The sequence below is a fragment of the Acinetobacter sp. ESL0695 genome (genome assembly GCF_029392135.1).
In the GTDB taxonomy this organism is placed as follows: Bacteria; Pseudomonadota; Gammaproteobacteria; order Pseudomonadales; family Moraxellaceae; genus Acinetobacter; species Acinetobacter pollinis.
In genome coordinates this window covers 1,843,402-1,862,857 of record NZ_CP113932.1, presented here as the reverse complement: position 1 = coordinate 1,862,857, position 19,456 = coordinate 1,843,402, and the positions used below count along the sequence as shown (strand labels likewise).

14 protein-coding genes are annotated in these 19,456 nt (G+C 35.5%); 10 read left to right on the top strand and 4 right to left on the bottom strand.

Translation table 11 applies throughout. The features are described 5' to 3' along the window. The first annotated feature begins 56 nt into the window (after positions 1-56). The 3 genes from OZX61_RS08855 to OZX61_RS08845 all read left to right on the top strand — a co-directional run bounded on the left by OZX61_RS08855 (position 57) and on the right by OZX61_RS08845 (position 2,435). Positions 57-1,097, top strand: coding sequence for a lambda-exonuclease family protein (locus tag OZX61_RS08855; protein ID WP_277094584.1), 1,041 nt, complete (start codon positions 57-59; stop codon positions 1,095-1,097). Positions 1,098-1,237: 140 nt separating this feature from the next. After that, positions 1,238-2,113: a hydrolase or metal-binding protein gene (locus tag OZX61_RS08850; RefSeq protein WP_277094583.1), complete on the top strand. Its 876-nt coding sequence runs from the start codon at positions 1,238-1,240 to the stop codon at positions 2,111-2,113. Positions 2,114-2,207: 94 nt separating this feature from the next. Further along, positions 2,208-2,435, top strand: a complete 228-nt coding sequence (locus tag OZX61_RS08845; RefSeq protein WP_277094582.1) for an AlpA family phage regulatory protein — start codon at positions 2,208-2,210, stop codon at positions 2,433-2,435. Between the two features lie 632 nt (positions 2,436-3,067). Here the strand turns inward: OZX61_RS08845 and OZX61_RS08840 are convergent. Then, positions 3,068-4,075, bottom strand: coding sequence for a hypothetical protein (locus OZX61_RS08840; RefSeq protein ID WP_277094581.1), 1,008 nt, complete (start codon positions 4,073-4,075; stop codon positions 3,068-3,070). Between the two features lie 276 nt (positions 4,076-4,351). Here OZX61_RS08840 and OZX61_RS08835 point away from each other — a divergent pair, with 276 nt between their 5' ends. From OZX61_RS08835 to OZX61_RS08820, 4 genes are all read left to right on the top strand, one after another. Then, positions 4,352-7,108 carry a type I restriction-modification system subunit M gene (locus OZX61_RS08835; protein ID WP_277094580.1) on the top strand — a complete coding sequence of 919 codons (2,757 nt, stop codon included), beginning with the start codon at positions 4,352-4,354 and terminating at the stop codon, positions 7,106-7,108. Between the two features lies 1 nt (position 7,109). Next, positions 7,110-8,372: a restriction endonuclease subunit S gene (locus OZX61_RS08830; protein ID WP_277094579.1), complete on the top strand. Its 1,263-nt coding sequence runs from the start codon at positions 7,110-7,112 to the stop codon at positions 8,370-8,372. Between the two features lie 77 nt (positions 8,373-8,449). Beyond that, the gene (locus tag OZX61_RS08825; RefSeq protein WP_277094578.1) at positions 8,450-11,635 is read left to right on the top strand and encodes an HsdR family type I site-specific deoxyribonuclease; all 3,186 of its coding nucleotides are present in this window, start codon (positions 8,450-8,452) and stop codon (positions 11,633-11,635) included. 22 nt (positions 11,636-11,657) lie between these two features. Next, entirely contained in the window at positions 11,658-12,653 is a 996-nt protein-coding gene (locus OZX61_RS08820) for a Fic family protein (RefSeq protein ID WP_277094577.1), read from the top strand. A gap of 194 nt (positions 12,654-12,847) precedes the next feature. Here the strand turns inward: OZX61_RS08820 and OZX61_RS08815 are convergent, their stop codons facing one another. The 3 genes from OZX61_RS08815 to pcaU all read right to left on the bottom strand — a co-directional run bounded on the left by OZX61_RS08815 (position 12,848) and on the right by pcaU (position 16,609). Then, positions 12,848-13,684 (bottom strand): TIGR02391 family protein, encoded by an 837-nt coding sequence (locus OZX61_RS08815; RefSeq protein WP_277094576.1) that lies wholly within the window; start codon positions 13,682-13,684, stop codon positions 12,848-12,850. A 195-nt stretch (positions 13,685-13,879) separates the two neighbouring features. Beyond that, positions 13,880-14,611: a Fic family protein gene (locus OZX61_RS08810; RefSeq protein WP_277094575.1), complete on the bottom strand. Its 732-nt coding sequence runs from the start codon at positions 14,609-14,611 to the stop codon at positions 13,880-13,882. Positions 14,612-15,784: 1,173 nt separating this feature from the next. Next, positions 15,785-16,609 carry an IclR family transcriptional regulator PcaU gene (pcaU, locus tag OZX61_RS08805; RefSeq protein ID WP_277094574.1) on the bottom strand — a complete coding sequence of 275 codons (825 nt, stop codon included), beginning with the start codon at positions 16,607-16,609 and terminating at the stop codon, positions 15,785-15,787. A 288-nt stretch (positions 16,610-16,897) separates the two neighbouring features. Here pcaU and OZX61_RS08800 point away from each other — a divergent pair, with 288 nt between their 5' ends. From OZX61_RS08800 to pcaF, 3 genes are read left to right on the top strand one after another with little or no spacing between them, the layout of a single operon-like run. Then, the gene (locus OZX61_RS08800; RefSeq protein ID WP_277094573.1) at positions 16,898-17,557 is read left to right on the top strand and encodes a 3-oxoacid CoA-transferase subunit A; all 660 of its coding nucleotides are present in this window, start codon (positions 16,898-16,900) and stop codon (positions 17,555-17,557) included. A gap of 17 nt (positions 17,558-17,574) precedes the next feature. Next, positions 17,575-18,243: a 3-oxoacid CoA-transferase subunit B gene (locus OZX61_RS08795; protein WP_277094572.1), complete on the top strand. Its 669-nt coding sequence runs from the start codon at positions 17,575-17,577 to the stop codon at positions 18,241-18,243. Further along, positions 18,240-19,451 (top strand): 3-oxoadipyl-CoA thiolase, encoded by a 1,212-nt coding sequence (gene pcaF / locus OZX61_RS08790; protein ID WP_277094571.1) that lies wholly within the window; start codon positions 18,240-18,242, stop codon positions 19,449-19,451. Before OZX61_RS08795 ends, pcaF begins: the two co-directional genes overlap by 4 nt. Positions 19,452-19,456: the final 5 nt, after the last annotated feature.

Sequence of the window (19,456 nt, the reverse complement as noted above, 5' to 3'; positions counted from 1 at the left end):
TGTCCCTTTCGGGACATGGCTTTTTTTATGCCACATTTTATTCTACTGAGGTCAATATGAATCAACCTATGATTACACCACAACCAAGCCCATATCTGCCTAAACCACTATCTTCAAAACCAGTCACTCCGAAACGTGTTGCGAATACCAAAGGCATGGATTATAGCAAATGGCTAGAAGTTAGACGCCAAGGCATTGGCAGTAGTGATGCTGCGGCTGCATGTGGACTTAATCCATATATGAGTATGCTTGAACTCTGGATGTTGAAAACAGGCAGAACACCTTCTAGTCCACAACAGGAAGCAAGCAATGGCAATAACCCTTTATATTGGGGGCATCAGCTTGAACCACTAATTGCAGATTTCTATCAACAATATACAGGATATAAAGTCAGACGAGTCAATGCAGTCTTACAACATCCTGATGAAGATAAGTCGTTTATGTTAGCCAATCTAGATTATGCCGTGATCGGTGCAAAAGACATTCAAATCTTAGAATGTAAAACCGCAGGGCAATATGGTAGTCGGTTATGGAAGGATGGTGTGCCACTGTATGTACTTTGCCAAGTACAACATCAATTGGCAGTGACAGGTAAACAAGCTGCCCATGTCTGTGTACTACTATGTGGCCATGAAACACAAATCTTTAAAGTCACACGTAATGAACAAGTCATTCAAGTCCTAATTCAGTCAGAGCGTTACTTCTGGCAGTGTGTAACAGATGATCGACCGCCTGAACCCGATGCATCAAAGTCGGCAGCCAGTGCCATTCAACAACTGTATCCGAAACATGAGCCTTTAGAGAGTGAAGACTTTAAAGAAGATGGTTCAGCGAATCGTTTGTTCGATGATCTCTTGCTTGAGAAAGAAAAAGTTGAAACACATCAAAAGAAATTTGAGTTGTTAAAACAGCAAATTCAAATGTGTATGAAGCATGCAGAAAAAGCCATCTTTCAACGAGGTATGGTGACGTGGAAAGCATCGAAAGATCGAGTGAGCTTAGATAGTAAGAAACTGCTTAAAGCACAGCCTGAGCTGTTAGAGCAATATGGAGAAGTGAAAGAAGGCAGTCGTCGTTTTCAAATCTATACTGACTAGATCAATATAGATGCTAGATGCTAAAAGCCTAAGTAGAGTAAGCCCAAGAGTAAAAGGCAATCCATAGCATAAACAAATCCATCCCACTGCCAACGCAGTGGGATTTTTTTATAACTAAAGAAAAGATAAAGGTGATTTAGATGGTGAAAGGTTTATTAATCACACCGCCAGTGTTAGGCAGAATCAGCATTGGTCGTGTTGTTGAAAAGAATGGTAAACGTCAACCTGAAAAAGATGATCAGTTCACTATTACTAGTCAAATCCAAAATAAGGAGGGGTGGGTTAAACACCCCTTAGATGACAAGCTAAGAGTAAATAATGGTGATGGGAAGCTACGTCAGATTCCAGTACGGATGATCTTTAATGATCCTGAGCTGAACTTACGTGCGGAATATAGCTTGTTTGACCGACAAACAGGTCGCCCAATTTGTGTAGGTAATGGCGAAGTCTGTCATCGTATGACGCAACAAGGCATAGAAAAGCAAGTCTGTCCAACACCACATTTATGCCCGATGGGACAAAATGGTGCATGTAAACCATATGGTCGGTTGTATGTGAACTTAGATGAAAGTGATGAACTCGGAACATTTGTATTTAGAACCACAGGTTTTAATAGTATCCGTACACTTGCAGCACGGCTTGCTTATTATCAAGCAGCCTCAAAAGACCGTTTGTCATGTTTACCATTACAATTGGTACTGAGAGGCAAAAGTACAACGCAGAGTTATCGTACGCCAATTTATTATGTCGATTTAACTTTGCCTGAAGGGGTGTCTTTACAAGATGCGATTCAACAGGCGAAAGAGTTAGATCAGAAAGCGAAAGAGAGTGGCTTTGACCAAAGCCAACTCGATGCTGTAGCGAAGTTGGGTTATCAAGCGGTGTGTTTTGATTTAGAGGAAGCCGAAGAGGAGGTCATAGATGGAAGCGAAGATGCTCAACCGTTAAAAGAACAGAAGATGGATGTCATGGAATTACAGCATGGTTTGAAATCATCGGTTCAGTCGGTGAGTTGAAGTCGAAGGGTTATGGCTCAAATGGGTAGAAAAATAAGGCGTTGCCCTATCATTTGAGCGTAATCCGACGCTCCGTAAAATGGAGAATCAAGACATGACGACATTTGTAGGACAAACCTTTCAGATTAATCAGTTAATCAACATTAAACAGGTTGTTGAAATCATTGGTGTAAGTCGTTCAACGATTTATGAGATGATGGATGAAGACTCTCAATATTATGATTCAACATTTCCTAAAAAAGTAACGATTACATCTAAACGTATTGGTTGGTCAGCTTGGGAGATTCATCAGTGGATTGAAAAGAAATTGGCAAACCGATAATAGTAGGGAGCGAAAGCTCCCTTTTTATTTATTTTTATCTTGAGGAGGATTTGTGATTAGCCAATGTAATGTTGTTGCAATTGAATTGTAAATATTAAAAATGAATGAACTAAGTTCACAGAATAGAAAAGTAGTACTCGTAACAATAATAGTGAGAATAGAGTAGTTTGTATACTTGTATATTATATTAGTGGTTTTTATTGATAGTCCTGTTCTACTTAGACCTAGTGGAATGTCTTTTAATGTAAAAATAATAAATAGAAAGAAACTGAATATTAAAAAATAAATAAATACTCTAATAAAAATAAAATGCACTTTTTTAAAAAATGGAAGCCTAGTTTTAGAATCTATACTATTTATCATTTTTTTTTGTAAATCTAAAGGTGTTATTGTACAAAAAATAGTGTATCCAGCGATTAGAAAACCTAGGATTGACAATAGAGATGAAAATAAAAATGATGATAGGTCATTGATTTTATTGAATCCATCTGAGATGCTTAAGTTGCTAATAAATATAGTAATGAAAAAAATCAAACCTATAGTTAACGAGAAAAAAATATTAAATCTAGAGATTGGAATAGCTCTAGATTTAATATAAATATCTCTTAAATTCTTCTCTTTTAAAAGGTTAGTCATTCCTTATACTCTTCCTTTTGTATAGATGAAATATTAAGTTTTTCAATATTATCTATTAATTTTTGTGTTTTAACATCTGTTTTCTTTACTCTGATTTCTTTTGATAGAATAATATTTTTAAACTCTAAAAACATATTAGAAACAGTAGCCTTAATATTATTTTGTATAACTTGTATTGATCTGCGGATTTTTATATCATCATTTTTAATTCTTAATTTATTTCCATTTATATCTACACCATCGAGAACAACTGTTTGATTGCCTTGCATCGTCGCTTTTCTAGCTTCATCGGCTATTACTTCTTTATTTAAGCCTTTTTTGTTGGTAATTTCAAATTTTCCTTGACCATTTGCATCATCCAAAGTTTCCTGCATTTGTCTAAACATGTCCTCTCCATCTATTTCAGAGTTACGATCATTCAGAATAAAAGAAACTTTTTTTAATGTATCAAATAGATAAATATTATCCTTGAGACTTTGTTGATTTGTAAGTGGCGTTATAGTTAACTCAACGATAGGAAATCTTTTTAAAAAATCTACACCTTCCTCTTTTGGTAAGCTTTTGTGATAATTCATTTGCTCATTTCGTAAGAAATATATTAATGTGCTTCTAAAGTTATCTATAGTAGGAGCATATTTTGTTTCAGCGGCATAAAGTAATCTATGATTGTTTAGAATTAAAGTGAAAATTGCAGATGGTGCTGAAGGAAGGTTTTGTTTATCTCTTAAAATATTTCCAAAGTTATCAACATATTGTTCACGTTCAAGAATAGTTTTTTTGATGAATCTTCCTGTGATAGCAATAATATCTTTTTCGCCTAAAGTATCTTTACCTAGATTAGTCAAAGATACTTGATCAAAATAAAAAGTACTTTTTCCAGCTTTACGAAATTTTTCTTTGAAAAAAGACGGCTCTATTACCTCTTTGTATAGATCTAATAAATTATTTTCACCAAATTTACAAACTAAATTTGCGATTTCTAAATTTTTTTCTATAGTGGCCATAATATTAAATGTCATAGTTTTTAGGTTTATGAGCAGCCTATCCTAAATTTGATCTGAGATCGAATTTTTGAAAGAAATTATTAGTATTTTTTTAAGTTGCTTTTATTTAAATTAATTAGCTATTTCATAAATCTTTATTTTTCATGATTTCGAGTATATGGTGTTTTAAACTTTTTATAAAAATCATTACAAACCCATTTAGGCAGTAACTGAAATTTCAATTTAACGGTAGAGTTGATATCATATATCGAGAATATTAAACAGTGATAGATAGGAATGAACAAGCAACAACTCGCCTCAAAAATTTGGGATTCAGCAAATAAAATGCGCTCAAAAATTGAAGCAAATGAATACAAAGACTATATCTTAGGTTTCATGTTTTATAAGTTTCTATCAGATAAAGAGCAAAAATTTTTACAAGAACAAGACTTTACTCAGGCGGATATTGAAGCCTTATCAGAACAAGATACGGAAAGCGTTGATTATATTAAAGGCAGTTTAGGTTATTTTATTGCTTATGAAAATTTATTTTCCACATGGCTAAAAAAAGGCAATGACTTCAACGTTGCCAATGTTCGTGATGCACTTTCCTCTTTTTCACGCTTAATTAGCCCATCACATAAAAAAGTATTTGATGGCATTTTTAAAACACTGGAAACAGGTTTAAGTAAACTTGGCGACAACTCAAACAGTCAAACCAAAGCAATTAGTGATTTATTGCAACTAATCAAAGTTATTCCAATGAGTAATAAGCAAGACTATGATGTTCTTGGTTTTATTTACGAATACTTAATCGGCTCATTTGCAGCCAATGCAGGTAAGAAAGCAGGTGAGTTTTATACGCCGCATGAAGTGTCTGTATTGATGTCTGAAATTATTGCACATCATTTAAAAGATCAACAAGAAATAAAAATTTACGATCCAACGAGTGGTTCGGGTTCATTGTTGATTAACATTGGTAGTTCAGTTGCTAAACATGTGAATGATGCGAATAGAATCAAATATTACGCACAGGAGTTAAAGGAAAATACCTACAACTTAACCCGTATGAACTTGATCATGCGTGGCATTTTACCCGCCAATATTGTTGCTCGAAATGCCGATACTTTAGAAGATGATTGGCCGTATTTTGATGACAATGACCCGATTAATACCTACGAGCCGTTGTATGTCGATGCAGTGGTATCGAATCCACCGTATTCACAAGCGTGGGATTCTTCAAATAAAGACTCTGATCCACGTTATGCTCGTTTTGGTTTAGCACCAAAAACCAAAGCCGATTATGCTTTTTTACTACATGATCTTTATCATTTAAAACCAGATGGTATTATGGCGATTGTTCTGCCACATGGTGTATTGTTCCGTGGTGGTGAAGAGGAGCGTATTCGTAAAAACCTGCTTGAAAATAAACATATTGATGCAATCATTGGTTTACCTGCTAACATTTTCTTTGGTACAGGTATTCCAACAGTCATTATTATTTTAAAACAGCGTCGTCAAGAAAGTGATGTACTTATTGTTGATGGCTCAAAAGGCTTTATAAAAGTTGGTAAAAATAACCATCTACAAGCATCTAATATTAAGAAGATTGTTGATACTGTTCTACAGCGTAAAGATATTGAGCAATTTTCTAAATTGGTTAGCTTGGAAGAAATTCGTGAGCAAGGTTATAACTTAAATATTCCTCGTTACGTAGATTCGTCTGCAAAGGCGGAAACTTGGGATATTTATGCGACTATGTTTGGTGGTATTCCAGAAAAGGAAATTGATGCTTATGCAGAGTATTGGCAGGCATTTCCTGAACTTCGTAAAGACTTATTTACACACAGTGATACGCCTTATGTTGATTTAGCAACGTCAGAAATACATAACGCCATTCACGAGCACGATAATGTTCAAACATTTAAAACACAATTTAATACAGCTTTTGCTCATTTTCATGATTATTTAAACGCTGAGTTGATTGGCAAGATGAAGACCTTACATATTGCTCAGCAAGAAAATATTTTAAGTCAGGATATTTTTAAGCGTCTGGAAAATATTCCTCTCGTTGACAAATATCAAGCCTACCAAGCCTTAGATGATCAATGGCAAAGCATTGTAGGGGACTTGGAGATTATTCAGTCTGAAGGTTTAAATGCTGCCAAAATTGTGAATCCTCATATCATCACTAAAAAGAAAGATGGTAAAGAACAGGAAGTTCAAGACGGTTGGGAGGGGTATGTGTTGCCATTTGATTTGGTACAAGAGCATTTACTCATTGATGAGCTCACCGCTTTGCAAGCCAAAGAACGTGCTTTAACTGAAGCCAGTAGCGACATTGAAGCGATTATGGAAGCATTGTCTGAAGAAGATAAAGAAACCCTATTAAATGATGCCAATGATGCTTTTGTAACCGCAGAAATTACAAAAGCGTTGAAACAAGCATTTGAAGAGATTGAAACGCCTGAAATCCGTGCGATCAATGAACTATTAGAATTGCTTGCGAATAAAGCGAAAAAGCCTGAACAAGAACAGTTTGTACGAGCGCACCCTGAAGTACAGTGGGCGAAAATTGAAGCTAAAAAAGATGGTACTTATGCGGTGGCTAAAGTAAAAGCCTATTTGAAAACCTTACAGGCAGCTTTTACATTTGAGAAAGACTCCTTGGAAGCAAAATTGTTGCAAGTGGAGGACTTACTTGTACAAGAAAAAGAATTAAAAGCTGAGATTAAAACCGATACCAATACTTTACACTTGTTGACTAAAACAACGATTGAAGCCCTAGAGAACGCTCAAGTTTTAGAGCTGTTGGAAGCGAAGTGGGTACAACCGATTGTTTCTGCAATTTTGGCATTACCTAATGAAGTGATTGAGCATTTAACCGATGTAGTGCAGGCTTTGGCAGATAAGTATGCAGTGACTTATACCGAAACCACGCAAAACCTGACAGAAGCAGAGCATAGTCTTGCGAGTCTGATTGATGATTTAACAGGTGATGAGTTTGATATGCAAGGTTTAGCACAGTTTCAGACTTTGTTAAAAGGGGCATGAGATGGAAAAAGTAAAATGTCCTGAGGTGAGGTTTAAAGGGTTTAGTAATCGTTGGAAGCAACAAACTTTAGGTGATATGTTTATACCATTATCGAATAACACGCTTTCAAGAGCTGATTTAAACTATGATAATGGGCGGATAAAGAATATTCACTATGGTGATATCCTTGTAAAATATGCTGCTGTTCTCGATTATAAAAATGATAAAATACCGGTTATTACAGATGGTGAAATTTCTGACTTCAAAAGCCAATTATTGCAAAATGGTGATGTCATTTTTGCGGATACAGCAGAGGATGAAGCTGTCGGCAAAGCTATTGAAATAAATGTTCCTGCCGATACTTCTATTGTGTCTGGTTTGCATACAATGGCATACCGTCCAAAAGTAAAATTATCATCTTTTTACTTGGGTCATTATCTTAACTCAAATGCGTACCATCATCAGCTTTTACCCTTGATGCAAGGTGTTAAAGTGCTATCTATTAGTCGAACTAATCTTGCTAAGACTATAGTAAGATATCCCTTATCAGAACAAGAACAAACCCAAATCGGTCACTTTTTCCAAAACCTAGACCAATCCATTGCTTTGCATGAAAAGAAGCTTGCCCAAACGCAAAACCTTAAAAAAGCCATGTTGGAAAAAATGTTTCCAAAAGCAGGAAGTAAACAACCTGAAATTCGGCTAAAGGGGTTTAGCGGGGATTGGGAAAAGAAACTTTTAGAAGATGAAGTGGAATTCTTTAGTGGATTAACGTATTCACCAGATGATGTCACCAACAAGAATGGAACATTGGTTTTACGATCCTCAAATGTTCAAAATAATCAAATTTGCATAGATGATAATGTATATGTCGTTCATGATGCTGTGAATGTCTGTAACGTAGAAGTTGGTGATATTATTGTTGTGGTACGAAATGGATCAAGAGATTTAATTGGAAAACATGCTGTCATAAATGAGCAAATGAAGAATACTGTCATTGGTGCATTTATGACAGGAGTAAAGGCTAGAAATCCATATTTTATTAATGCTTTATTTAATACAAATTTATTTGATTTGGCTGTTAGTCGAAATTTAGGGGCTACAATTAATCAAATTACTACAGGAATGTTTAAGCAAATGGAGTTTAAGTTTCCTGATAAAACTGAGCAGATTGCAATAGGTAAATTTTTTAAACAGCTTGATGAAACCCTCACATTACAACAGCAACAGCTTCAAACCCTAAAAAACCTAAAAAAGGCATTTTTAGAAAAGATGTTTGTTTAACTTTGTACTATCAGTCGTTTGAAACTTCATGCGACTGAGTTCTAAAACGCATATTACTTGATAAAAGCACATAGACCATGACATTTAAAAGCGAAAAAGAATTTGAACAAGCATTTATTGAAACCCTATTTAACAAAGGGTGGGAAAGTACGGTTTTAAAAAATCCAACAGAACAAGACTTAATTAACAATTGGGCAAACATTCTATTTGAAAATAACAGTAGTATAGATCGCCTCAATGGTCAGCCATTGACTGACTCTGAAATGGCGCAAATACTCGAACAAATTAAAAACTTGCGTACACCTTTGGCACTTAATGGCTTTATTAATGGTAAAACAGTTTCGATCAAACGAGATAACCCCAATGATCCAGCACACTTAGGTAAAGAAATTAGCCTCAGTATTTATGACCGCCAACAAATTGCGGCAGGCGAAAGCCGTTATCAAATCGTACAACAACCAAAATTCCCAACATCTTCACCAATTTTAAATGACCGACGTGGCGACATTATGTTGCTAATCAATGGCATGCCCTTGTTTCATATCGAATTGAAACGCTCAGGCATTCCTGTGAGTCAGGCAACACACCAAATTGAGAACTATGCCCGTTCAGGTATCTTTTCAGGACTATTTTCATTGGTGCAAATTTTTGTTGCGATGAACCCCGAAGAAACCAAATACTTTGCCAATCCTGGGCCCGATGGATCATTTAATTCAGATTACTATTTTCATTGGGCAGATTTTAATAATGAACCAATCAACTATTGGAAAGACATTGCAGGTACATTGCTGTCTATTCCGATGGCGCATCAGCTCATTGGGTTTTACACCGTAGCGGATAAAACCGATGGCGTGTTAAAGGTTATGCGCAGTTACCAGTATTTTGCAGTCCGTGCCATTTCTGATCGTGTTGCTCGTGTTGAATGGGATGGACGAGATCGTTTAGGAGGTTATATATGGCATACCACTGGTTCAGGTAAAACCATGACCAGTTTTAAATCAGCTTATTTAATTGCCACGTCTAAAGATGCAGATAAAGTAATTTTTCTGATGGATCGTATCGAACTGGGTACGCAGTCATTAGAACAATACAACAACTTTGCAGATACAGATGATTTTGTACAATCTACCGAAAATACCCATGCATTGATGAGTAAACTGAAAAGTACTAACCCGAATGAAGTCTTAATTGTGAGCTCAATTCAAAAAATGAGCAATATTCGGGATGAAGAAGATGGAATCAATGCAGATGATTTAGCACAAATTCAAAATAAACGTATTGTGATTATTGTTGATGAAGCACACCGATCAACAATGGCGGCAAATTTAACATCGAATCAAACTGGTCAAGACCCAAAATCAGCCAAGTCAAATGGTATGTTGATTACGATTAAACACACCTTTCCTAAAGCAGTCTTCTTTGGTTTTACAGGCACACCGATTCAAGAAGAAAATGAAAAAAATAAGAATACGACAGCGACTGTATTTGGAAATGAGTTGCACCGTTATAGTATTGCAGATGGTATTCGAGATAAAAATGTACTCGGTTTTGATCCCTATTTAGTATCAACCTATAAAGATTCAAAATTACGTGAAGCTGTGGCTTTGGATGAAGCAAAAGCGAATACCGTTCAAGAAGTGATGGCTGACCCTAAAAAGAAAGAAATTTATTTACGTTTTATGGATAAAAGTCAGGTCGATATGGCAGGTCATTGGGATCAAGTCAATAACTATGTTAAAGGCATTGAAGATTACTTGCCCACAGAGCAGTATCGTCGTCCAGAACATCAAAATAAAGTGGTTGAGGATATTTTAGAAAACTGGATTCAATATAGCCAAAATAATAAATTTCATGGCATGTTTTCGACCAGTAGTATTGCTGAGGCTATTCAATATTATCGTTTATTTAAGACGCTTAAACCTGAGCTAAAAATAACGGCGTTATTTGATCCGAATATTGATAATAATGGAAAGGCGAAGTTCAAAGAAGAGGGCTTAGTTGAAATTATTAGCGACTATAACACACGTTATGGCATGGATTTTAGTTTAGCAACACATGCAAAAATGAAGCGTGATATTGCAGACCGTTTAGCCCATAAAGAGTTGTATAAGCGTGTAGAACATACCCCAGAAAAACAGCTTGATCTATTGATTGTAGTCGATCAAATGCTCACAGGCTTTGACTCTAAATGGGTGAATACCTTGTACTTAGATAAAATGCTTGAGTATGCAAATTTGATTCAGGCATTTTCACGTACTAACCGTTTATTTGGTAAAGATAAGCCATTTGGTATTATTCGATATTATAGACGCCCTCATACCATGAAACGTAATATTGATGCAGCAGTAAAGCTGTATTCGGGCGATAAACCTTTGGCTTTATTTGTAGATAAACTGCAAGATAACCTAATTAAATTAAATTATTTTTTTGATGATATAGAACGATTATTTAAAAATGCTGGTATCAAAAACTTTGAAAAGTTACCTAAAGAAAAAGAGGCTTGTGGTCGGTTTGCAAAGTTATTTAAACAATTCAATGAGCACCTAGAGGCAGCAAAAATCCAAGGGTTTAATTGGAGTACACTGATCTATCATTTTGACGATAATGATGCGAGTAAATCACCATTTGAAGTTCTAATAAACGAACAAACATATCTTATTCTTGCCTTACGTTATAAAGAATTATTTTCTCAAGGTGGAAGTGGAGGTGGTGGAGGTAGTATTCCATTTGAGATAGATGGTTATTTAACTGAAATTGATACCGATAAAATTGATTCAGATTACATGAACAGTCGCTTTACCAAATATTTAAAAGCATTGCATGATCGTGAAAATACCATTTCGGTTGAAGAAGCATTAAATGAGCTGCATAAGAGTTTTGCTACTTTAAGCCATGATGAGCAAAGAGTTGCAAATATCTTTTTACATGACGTTCAACGTGGTGACCTGAAACTACAAGAAGATAAGTCATTTAGGGACTATATTACAGAGTATCAATTTAAAGCCAAAGAAGATGAAATACATGCTATTGCGACTTCTTTTGGTTTAGATGAAGCTAAATTAAGACAACTGATTAATGCACATGTTAATGAAAATAATATCAATGAATTTGCACGTTTCGATACATTGTTGAATACAGTAGATAAGACAAAGGCAAAGCAATACTTTGAGAAACAAGAAGGTAAAGTAATACCACCTTTCAAAGTTAATATGAAAGTTGCAGCCTTTTTAAAAGAATTTGTTTTAAAAAATGCTCAGTCTTGACTGGTTAGATTTTCGAGGAAATATGAAATACCAACCTCCTTATACCATCACATCTAAAATAATTCATCTGATTGTTCAGATTAGTGAAAACATAGGGCGTTTGACTGTTTTAGATGAAATCCAAGATAGTTTAAAACTGAGAAAAGCAAATCGTATTCGCACTATTCAAGGCTCATTAGCGATTGAAGGAAATACATTAAGTACAGAGCAAATCACAGCAATTTTAAATGGAAAGCCTATCATTGCGCCCCCTAAAGAAATTCAGGAGGTTCGCAATGCCATTAAAGCTTATGACGCATTTCAAAAATGGCAACCTAGTCTTGGATCCGATTTGCTTGAAGCACATCAAGTATTAATGGCAGGATTAATTGATGAGGTTGGGCAATACCGTCAAGGTAGAGTCGGTGTAATGTCTGGCAGCCAAGTCATACATATGGCACCACCAGCAAATCAAGTCCCTCGTTTAATGAGTGATTTATTACAGTGGCTTGGAGAAAGTCAAGAACATCCACTCATTCAAAGTTCAGTATTTCATTACGAGTTTGAGTTTATACATCCTTTTGCAGATGGCAATGGACGAATGGGAAGGCTTTGGCAAACCTTAATACTGAGTCAATGGCATCCAATTTTTATCAATATTCCTGTTGAAAGCTTAATTTATCAAAATCAGAGAGCCTATTACGATGCTTTACAAGCAAGTACAAATCAGACTGATTCAGCTCCTTTTATTGAATTTATCTTGCAAATGATTTTGGACGCTATTTTAAACTCAAACATGACCGCTCAAGTTGGCGATCAAGATACCGCTCAAGATAACGAGTACGTAAGTCAACTGATTAATAAAATGCACAAAGGAAAAGAATATAGTCTGGTTGAGCTTATGGACTTAGTTCGCCTTTCACATAGGGCGACATTTCAAAAAAACTATTTAAATCCTGCTATTGAAAGTCACTTAATAGAAAGAACAGTGCCTGATAAACCGAAAAGTCCAAAGCAAAAATATAGGTTAATTGCATAAGATTTAGTTGAATATTAATAGGATCATACCATCGTACTTATATTCGATATCTTTTATTAGGCCGGCACCGCCCCAAATTTGTTACCAATAAGAATTAGAGTTTTATCTTTTGTAGATATGGTTGGCCTTTTGAAAATTTATATTTAAAAGAAGTATAAGTATAAAGTTGTTCAAGTTTAACTCGAGCTTTAGATTTATTTGTCAGAAATAATTGAGATTGCTTCTTCTTCGAGTAAATATAGTTCGTTAATTAATAAAAACTCACGATACTGATGAACTAAGGTTTCCTCTTTTTCACGGTGAGCTCTGGCATTACGGAATGCCATATACGTGCCTTTAAATAACTCTGCTCTACCATTTATCTCAGAATGATCAGGCACTTCCCAAGTTAATAAGGCATTTTTACCTTGAAAAGCTTGTTCAAACAGTTTTTTACTAGATTCATTGAGATTTGTACGTTCTCTAATGATATCTTCTAAGCGTTTATATGCCTTGCTTAATGCTGAATCTGGATCTTGTTTAAAGAGTAGAGCAAGATCAAAAATTCTGTCATCAATGATTGAATACGGTAGCTCTAATGGGTAGTAACGTTTTTGCTTTAATGCTTGATTAACTTCGCCTTCGAAAGGGTGGATATAGTCATGTAAACGGATCGGACGGATGATTTTTTGTTGGAAAATGAAATCGATATCTTGATCAGTCAATAATGATTTATTTAGCTTGTTGATAAGCTTTGATGGGATGAGTACTTCTTCTATATCGATTTGATGTCTTCTTAAGGTTGCTAGTGCTTTTGCTAGTCCTTCTGGGCCTTCACCTGCATAACCCGATGAAAAACCTGATCGAATAATGTAGTAGCTGTCAAATTGATCTTTAAATATAAACGCATGGAATTGGTCGCTTGTGAGCAAACGTGCATCAGTGAAATCTACATTTGTCTGGATTAAATTGCAAAGGCTATAGAGACATGTTTCTGTTACTCCAGCTTGAGCTAAGTAATCTATGTGGTAATAGTTTTCAGTTTTAAACATTTTTAATAATTAATAAATAGTTGTTTGAAATATGATGAAGTAAATGAGATTAGAAATCTAGAGTTTACAGAGCAAATTTGATGGGATATCTGGCGAGTTAATTTGATGCCTTCACCTAAAATTATCATTGGTATTAAAAATAGACTTCCCCTTGCTCATAAGAGCAGGGGAAGAGAAATATGCTCAAGATCTAAATTACAGTCCTAAAACAGCCTGATAAGGTTTAAACCCCTCACGAACAGCATTAGAAACTAACTGAGTAAAAGCTTCAGTTTTTCCGTGTGCCATCCATTGATCTAGAGCCTCATAATAAGCTAAGCGATTTTCAACAGTAATGACACAGGGTGGATAGCCCGCTTTCATAAGTTCTAAATTCATCAGAAGTCGAGAGGTACGCCCATTACCATCAATAAATGGATGAATACCAACAAAATCTGCATGTACTTTGGCAGCACGTTCAATAGGATGAAGCTTATATGCTTCAGTCTCGTACCAGTTGATAAGTTGACTCATTTTATCGTTCAATAAAGTGTAATCAGGTGGTGTAGATGTAGCACCAGATATTAATACATTTTGCTGGCGATAACGTCCCGCATTTTCATCATCAATGTTTTTTAAAATAAGTTGGTGAATATTCCTAATCTGCCATTCTGAAAAAGGCTCCTCTTTGCGAATAATATCTTCAACATAGTAAATTGCATTTCTGTGGTTAATAGCTTCAAAATGTTCTCTTAACGCTTTGCCACCAACAGTGATGCCTTCAAGAATGACCTTAGTTTCAAGTAGTGTCAGCGTATTTCCTTCAATTGCATTTGAATGATATGTCCAACGAATTATAAGATCTTCTTGCAAGTTTTTTACAATGGTAGGTGAGAGAGGACGACGTTGATCTAATTTATTCTTTAAATCATCAATAGCTTCAAACATGGTCTTATCCCTAAACATTACATGACTCATAATACATGAAAAAATCAAGCGTTAAAAATGAAATGATATAACATTACATTTTAGGATTGCTCGATGGATGTTATAATATGGCTTGTTCAAATCCGTATTTAGGAGTTTAACAAGCGACATAAATACCCAATAAAAATGCTTTGGGTAATAATTGGGTAAAATATATCTTTATCTTGAGTAAAATTATTTAATATCAATAACTTGTTTTTTGGTTAAACTGACGCCATCTCCACCATATACTTAAACTTATATGCTCTAATATGAAAAATGTAAGTTATAAAGCCTTAATTCTTAACCGATTGAGGCTTTTTTTACGTCTAAGCATAGTGTTATATGCACAAATATAGCTTTATATAGTATTACCTAGCTTGTATCCATACGTGTATCCTTTCATATTTATTGAAACCTTAGGGATACAAGAAAAATGAAAAGAAGCCAAATTAAGAAGCGACGAATGACAGATACGACATTGGCAAGCCTTGAGCCTGAGAATAAAAGTTATCGGAAACTAGACGGCAACGGTTAAAAGAACGGTAACAAGTCATGGCAAAGCAAATATAAGAAACCATGTGGTAAGTGGTCATAGCTAGGTATTGGTGGCTATCCTGAAATAGGTGGACAGCTTGTAAGAAAGAAAGTACAAGACTTCATTACAGATATTGGCAAGAGTGCAAATGAAACCCTTACCAAGGATTTTTATCCTAATATAATGAAAGTTAACAATACTAACTTGTGTTATTGTAATGAATTATAATATTTCTAGGTTTCTATTCTTCTGGTATTGAATACTATGTCTTTAATACAATATTTAACGTGGTCTATAATAATATTTTTTCCAATAGTTGCATCATCAAATTGATCATATAGTTTAGGATCAAGTATCTCGCTAGTATTTTTATTTATCCATAAAAAATAAGAAAACTCTTGATGATGGTAAGGATATTTTTCTTCAACTTTTTTAATATGTAAATCGATTTTATGGTTTGAACTTAGTATTATAAACCGCACTTGAAATATTCCAAAAAAATTACTCAAACAGCTCATCAAAAATCTTAATATGATTTTTAGATTTATCTTTACATTTTTTGTAATAATTGTGATTAATTTTACATATATAAATGTTGTTGTAGAATAAATTATCTATTAAAGAATATTGCGTAACTCTCTTGATGTTTCTTCAAGTAAAGGCAGAATCTCTTTGACTAAGTATGCTTCAGTGGTTCTTGTGGTGGGTGAAACAATGTTTAAAGCAGCAATTACTTTGGAGTATTGGTCACAAATTGGAACGGCAACAGCATGTATACCCAGTTCATGTTCTTCACTCGAATAACACCAACCTTTTTCTTTAATTTCAAATAATAACGCTAAAAAATCATTATGGTTTGTATAAGTGTATTTAGTTAATCGTTTGAGAGGATATTGTTTTAGCCATTCATGTTGTTCTTCCTCTGTTAAGTTTGCCAATAAAATTTTACCTGCAGATGTAGCATGGGCAGGTAACCGATTCCCTAAGTGTAATCCGTAAGGATTAACACGATCGGTTTGTTGATGAGATGAACTTCGAGCGATAGTAATTGCTTCATAATTATCTAATACCATTACAGAATAGATAAGAGAAGTCTGTCTAGTTAATAAATTAAGTAAGGGCTGTGATATTTTAGGAAGTTGAGCTGCTCCAAGATATGATCCTGATAACTTGAGAACTTTGGGAGATAGATAAAAGTAGTGCCCATCAAACTCTAGATAGCCTAAATACTCTAATGTCAGCAGATGACGACGTGCTGCTGCTCGTGTCATGCCAGTTTTTTCGGCTGCCATTGTAATATTTAAACGATGGCGATCAGTCCCAAAACTATCTAAAATTGATAAACCTTTACTTAGACCAGCAATAAAATCTTCATGACGAATGGTTTTTTTATTTGTTGGATTAAGACGTATGTGATCTCCTTCAGTTAATTTTTTATTCATAACTTTTTTCAATCCATGAAAGTGAAGGGGGTATATAGAATAATCCTAAATGAACAGAATTAAGCATGTTTTGTTCGATGATCGAACATAATGTTTTGAGATCGAACAAAATAGAAATATCTCCTCTAGAAGTTTACTCCAAAATTATAAAAAATATTCAAAGATAAGGACGCAAATACTCTTCATAGAGCATAGTGCAAGATTCATATAATTTTACTTATTGAAATATAAGTATTTTCTTTTATTTTAAATTTGCTAGATGCATATTTGCACATTGGAGTTATCTAAATGATAGATAAAAGTGCAGTGAACTTAAAGGACGCACTTGCCCAAATCAAAGATGGTTCAACCATTCTGATAGGTGGCTTTGGAACGGCGGGTCAACCTGCAGAACTTATTGATGGATTGATTGAGCTGGGTCGAAAGGATCTGACAATCGTAAGTAATAATGCAGGAAATGGGGAATATGGTTTAGCAAAACTACTCAAAGCAGGAGCAGTTAAGAAAATTATATGCTCGTTTCCTCGTCAGTCTGATTCATATGTTTTTGATGAACTCTATAGAGCAGGGAAAATTGAACTTGAGATTGTTCCTCAAGGTAATTTGGCATGTCGTATCCAAGCAGCGGGTATGGGATTAGGGCCAATTTATACCCCTACTGGGTTTGGCACATTATTGGCAGAGGGTAAACCTACACTGAGTTATGAAAATAAAGACTATATTTTAGAGACTCCAATTAAAGCAGATTTTGCCTTAATCAAAGCATATAAAGGGGATCGTTGGGGTAACTTAATTTATAGAAAATCAGCACGTAATTTTGGACCGATCATGGCAATGGCTGCAAATGTAACAATTGCGCAGGTTAGTGAAGTTGTCGATTTAGGCCAGATTGATCCAGAAGTAATTGTAACACCAGGGATTTTTGTTCAATACGTGGTGAAAGCATAAAAGCAGGGAGCTTTAATATGAGTTATGAAAAACTTAGCCGTGATGCTATTGCACAGCGTGTTGCACAGGATATTCCTGAAGGTTCATACGTCAATTTAGGTATTGGACTACCAACGAAAATATCTAGTTATTTGCCTAGCGATAAAGATATTTTCTTACATTCAGAAAATGGTTTATTGGCCTTTGGCCCTCCACCTGCGGGTGGAGATGAAGATCCTGAGCTTATTAATGCAGGTAAAGAGTTTGTAACCATGCTTAAAGGAGGAAGTTTTTTTCATCATGGAGACTCTTTTGCAATGATGCGTGGTGCTCATTTAGATATTTGTGTTTTAGGTGCATTTCAGGTGGCTGTAAATGGAGATCTTGCGAACTGGCATACTGGTGCACCTGATGCGATTCCTTCGGTGGGTGGGGCGATGGATTTGGCTGTTGGAGCAAAAAAAGTATTTGTAACCACAGATCATCTCACTAAGAAGGGTGAGTCTAAAATTGTTACCTCTTTGACTTATCCAGCAACAGGAAAAAATTGTGTAGATCGTATTTATACCGACCTCTGTGTTATGGATGTGACGTCAGAAGGATTAAAAGTAATTGAAAAGGTAGACGGTTTAAGTTTCGAAGAGCTACAGCGTCTAACAGATGCGCCATTAATTGATGCAACTGAATCGGAAGGATCGACTACATGAAAAATGCATATATTGTCGATGCTATACGTACGCCATTTGGACGTTATGGTGGGGGACTTGCGTCTATACGTGCAGATGATTTAGGTGCAATCCCTATTTCTGCATTAATGGAGCGACATAAGAATGTAGATTGGTCACAAGTAGATGATGTGATCTACGGATGTGCCAATCAGGCAGGTGAAGATAATCGGAATGTAGGACGTATGTCTGCATTATTGGCAGGTTTACCTCCTTGTGTTCCTGCAACTACAATAAATCGCTTATGTGGGTCATCGCTAGATGCAATTGCAATTGCTTCACGCATGATAAAAACAAATGAAGCACATCTCGTAATTGCCGGTGGCGTAGAAAGTATGACTCGTGCACCTTATGTGATGGGTAAGTCGGAGACATCATTTGCACGTTCGCAAATAATTGAAGATACCACGATGGGATGGCGATTCATTAACTCAAAGTTTAAGGCAATGTATGGAACAGAAACTATGCCTGAGACTGCTGAGAATGTTGCAACTCAATTTAATATTAATCGTGAAGATCAAGACCGCTTCGCTTATCAAAGTCAAAAACGTACAGCAGACGCACAAGCTCGCAACTATTTTGTCAAAGAAATTGTGCCAGTAAACATTCAACCGCGTAAGGGGAATACGATTGTAATTGATTCTGATGAGCACCCCCGTCCAACAACGACCTTAGAAGGGTTATCGAAACTTAAAGCTATTGTCAAAGCAGAGGGTACGATAACTGCGGGGAATGCATCTGGAATTAATGATGGTGCTGCGGCTTTGCTTATCGTATCTGAAGAGGCTATTGAAAAATATCATTTTAAACCGCGTGCCAGAATTATTGCATCGACTACAGTGGGTATTGAGCCGAGTATCATGGGATTTGCACCAGCACTTGCGATAAAAAAATTACTCAAGCAAGTGGATATGACCCTTGATCAAATAGATGTGATTGAACTAAATGAGGCATTTGCAGCACAAGCTTTAGCATGCACTCGAGATTTAGGTTTGAAAGACGATGATTTACGTGTGAATCCCAATGGTGGTGCAATCGCTTTAGGTCATCCATTGGGTGCTTCAGGTGCACGTTTGGTACTAACAGCATTAAATCAGCTTGAACAAAGCAATGGGCGCTATGCACTGTGTTCGATGTGTATTGGTGTAGGGCAGGGAATTGCCTTAATGATTGAAAGGACAGTTGAATAAACAAA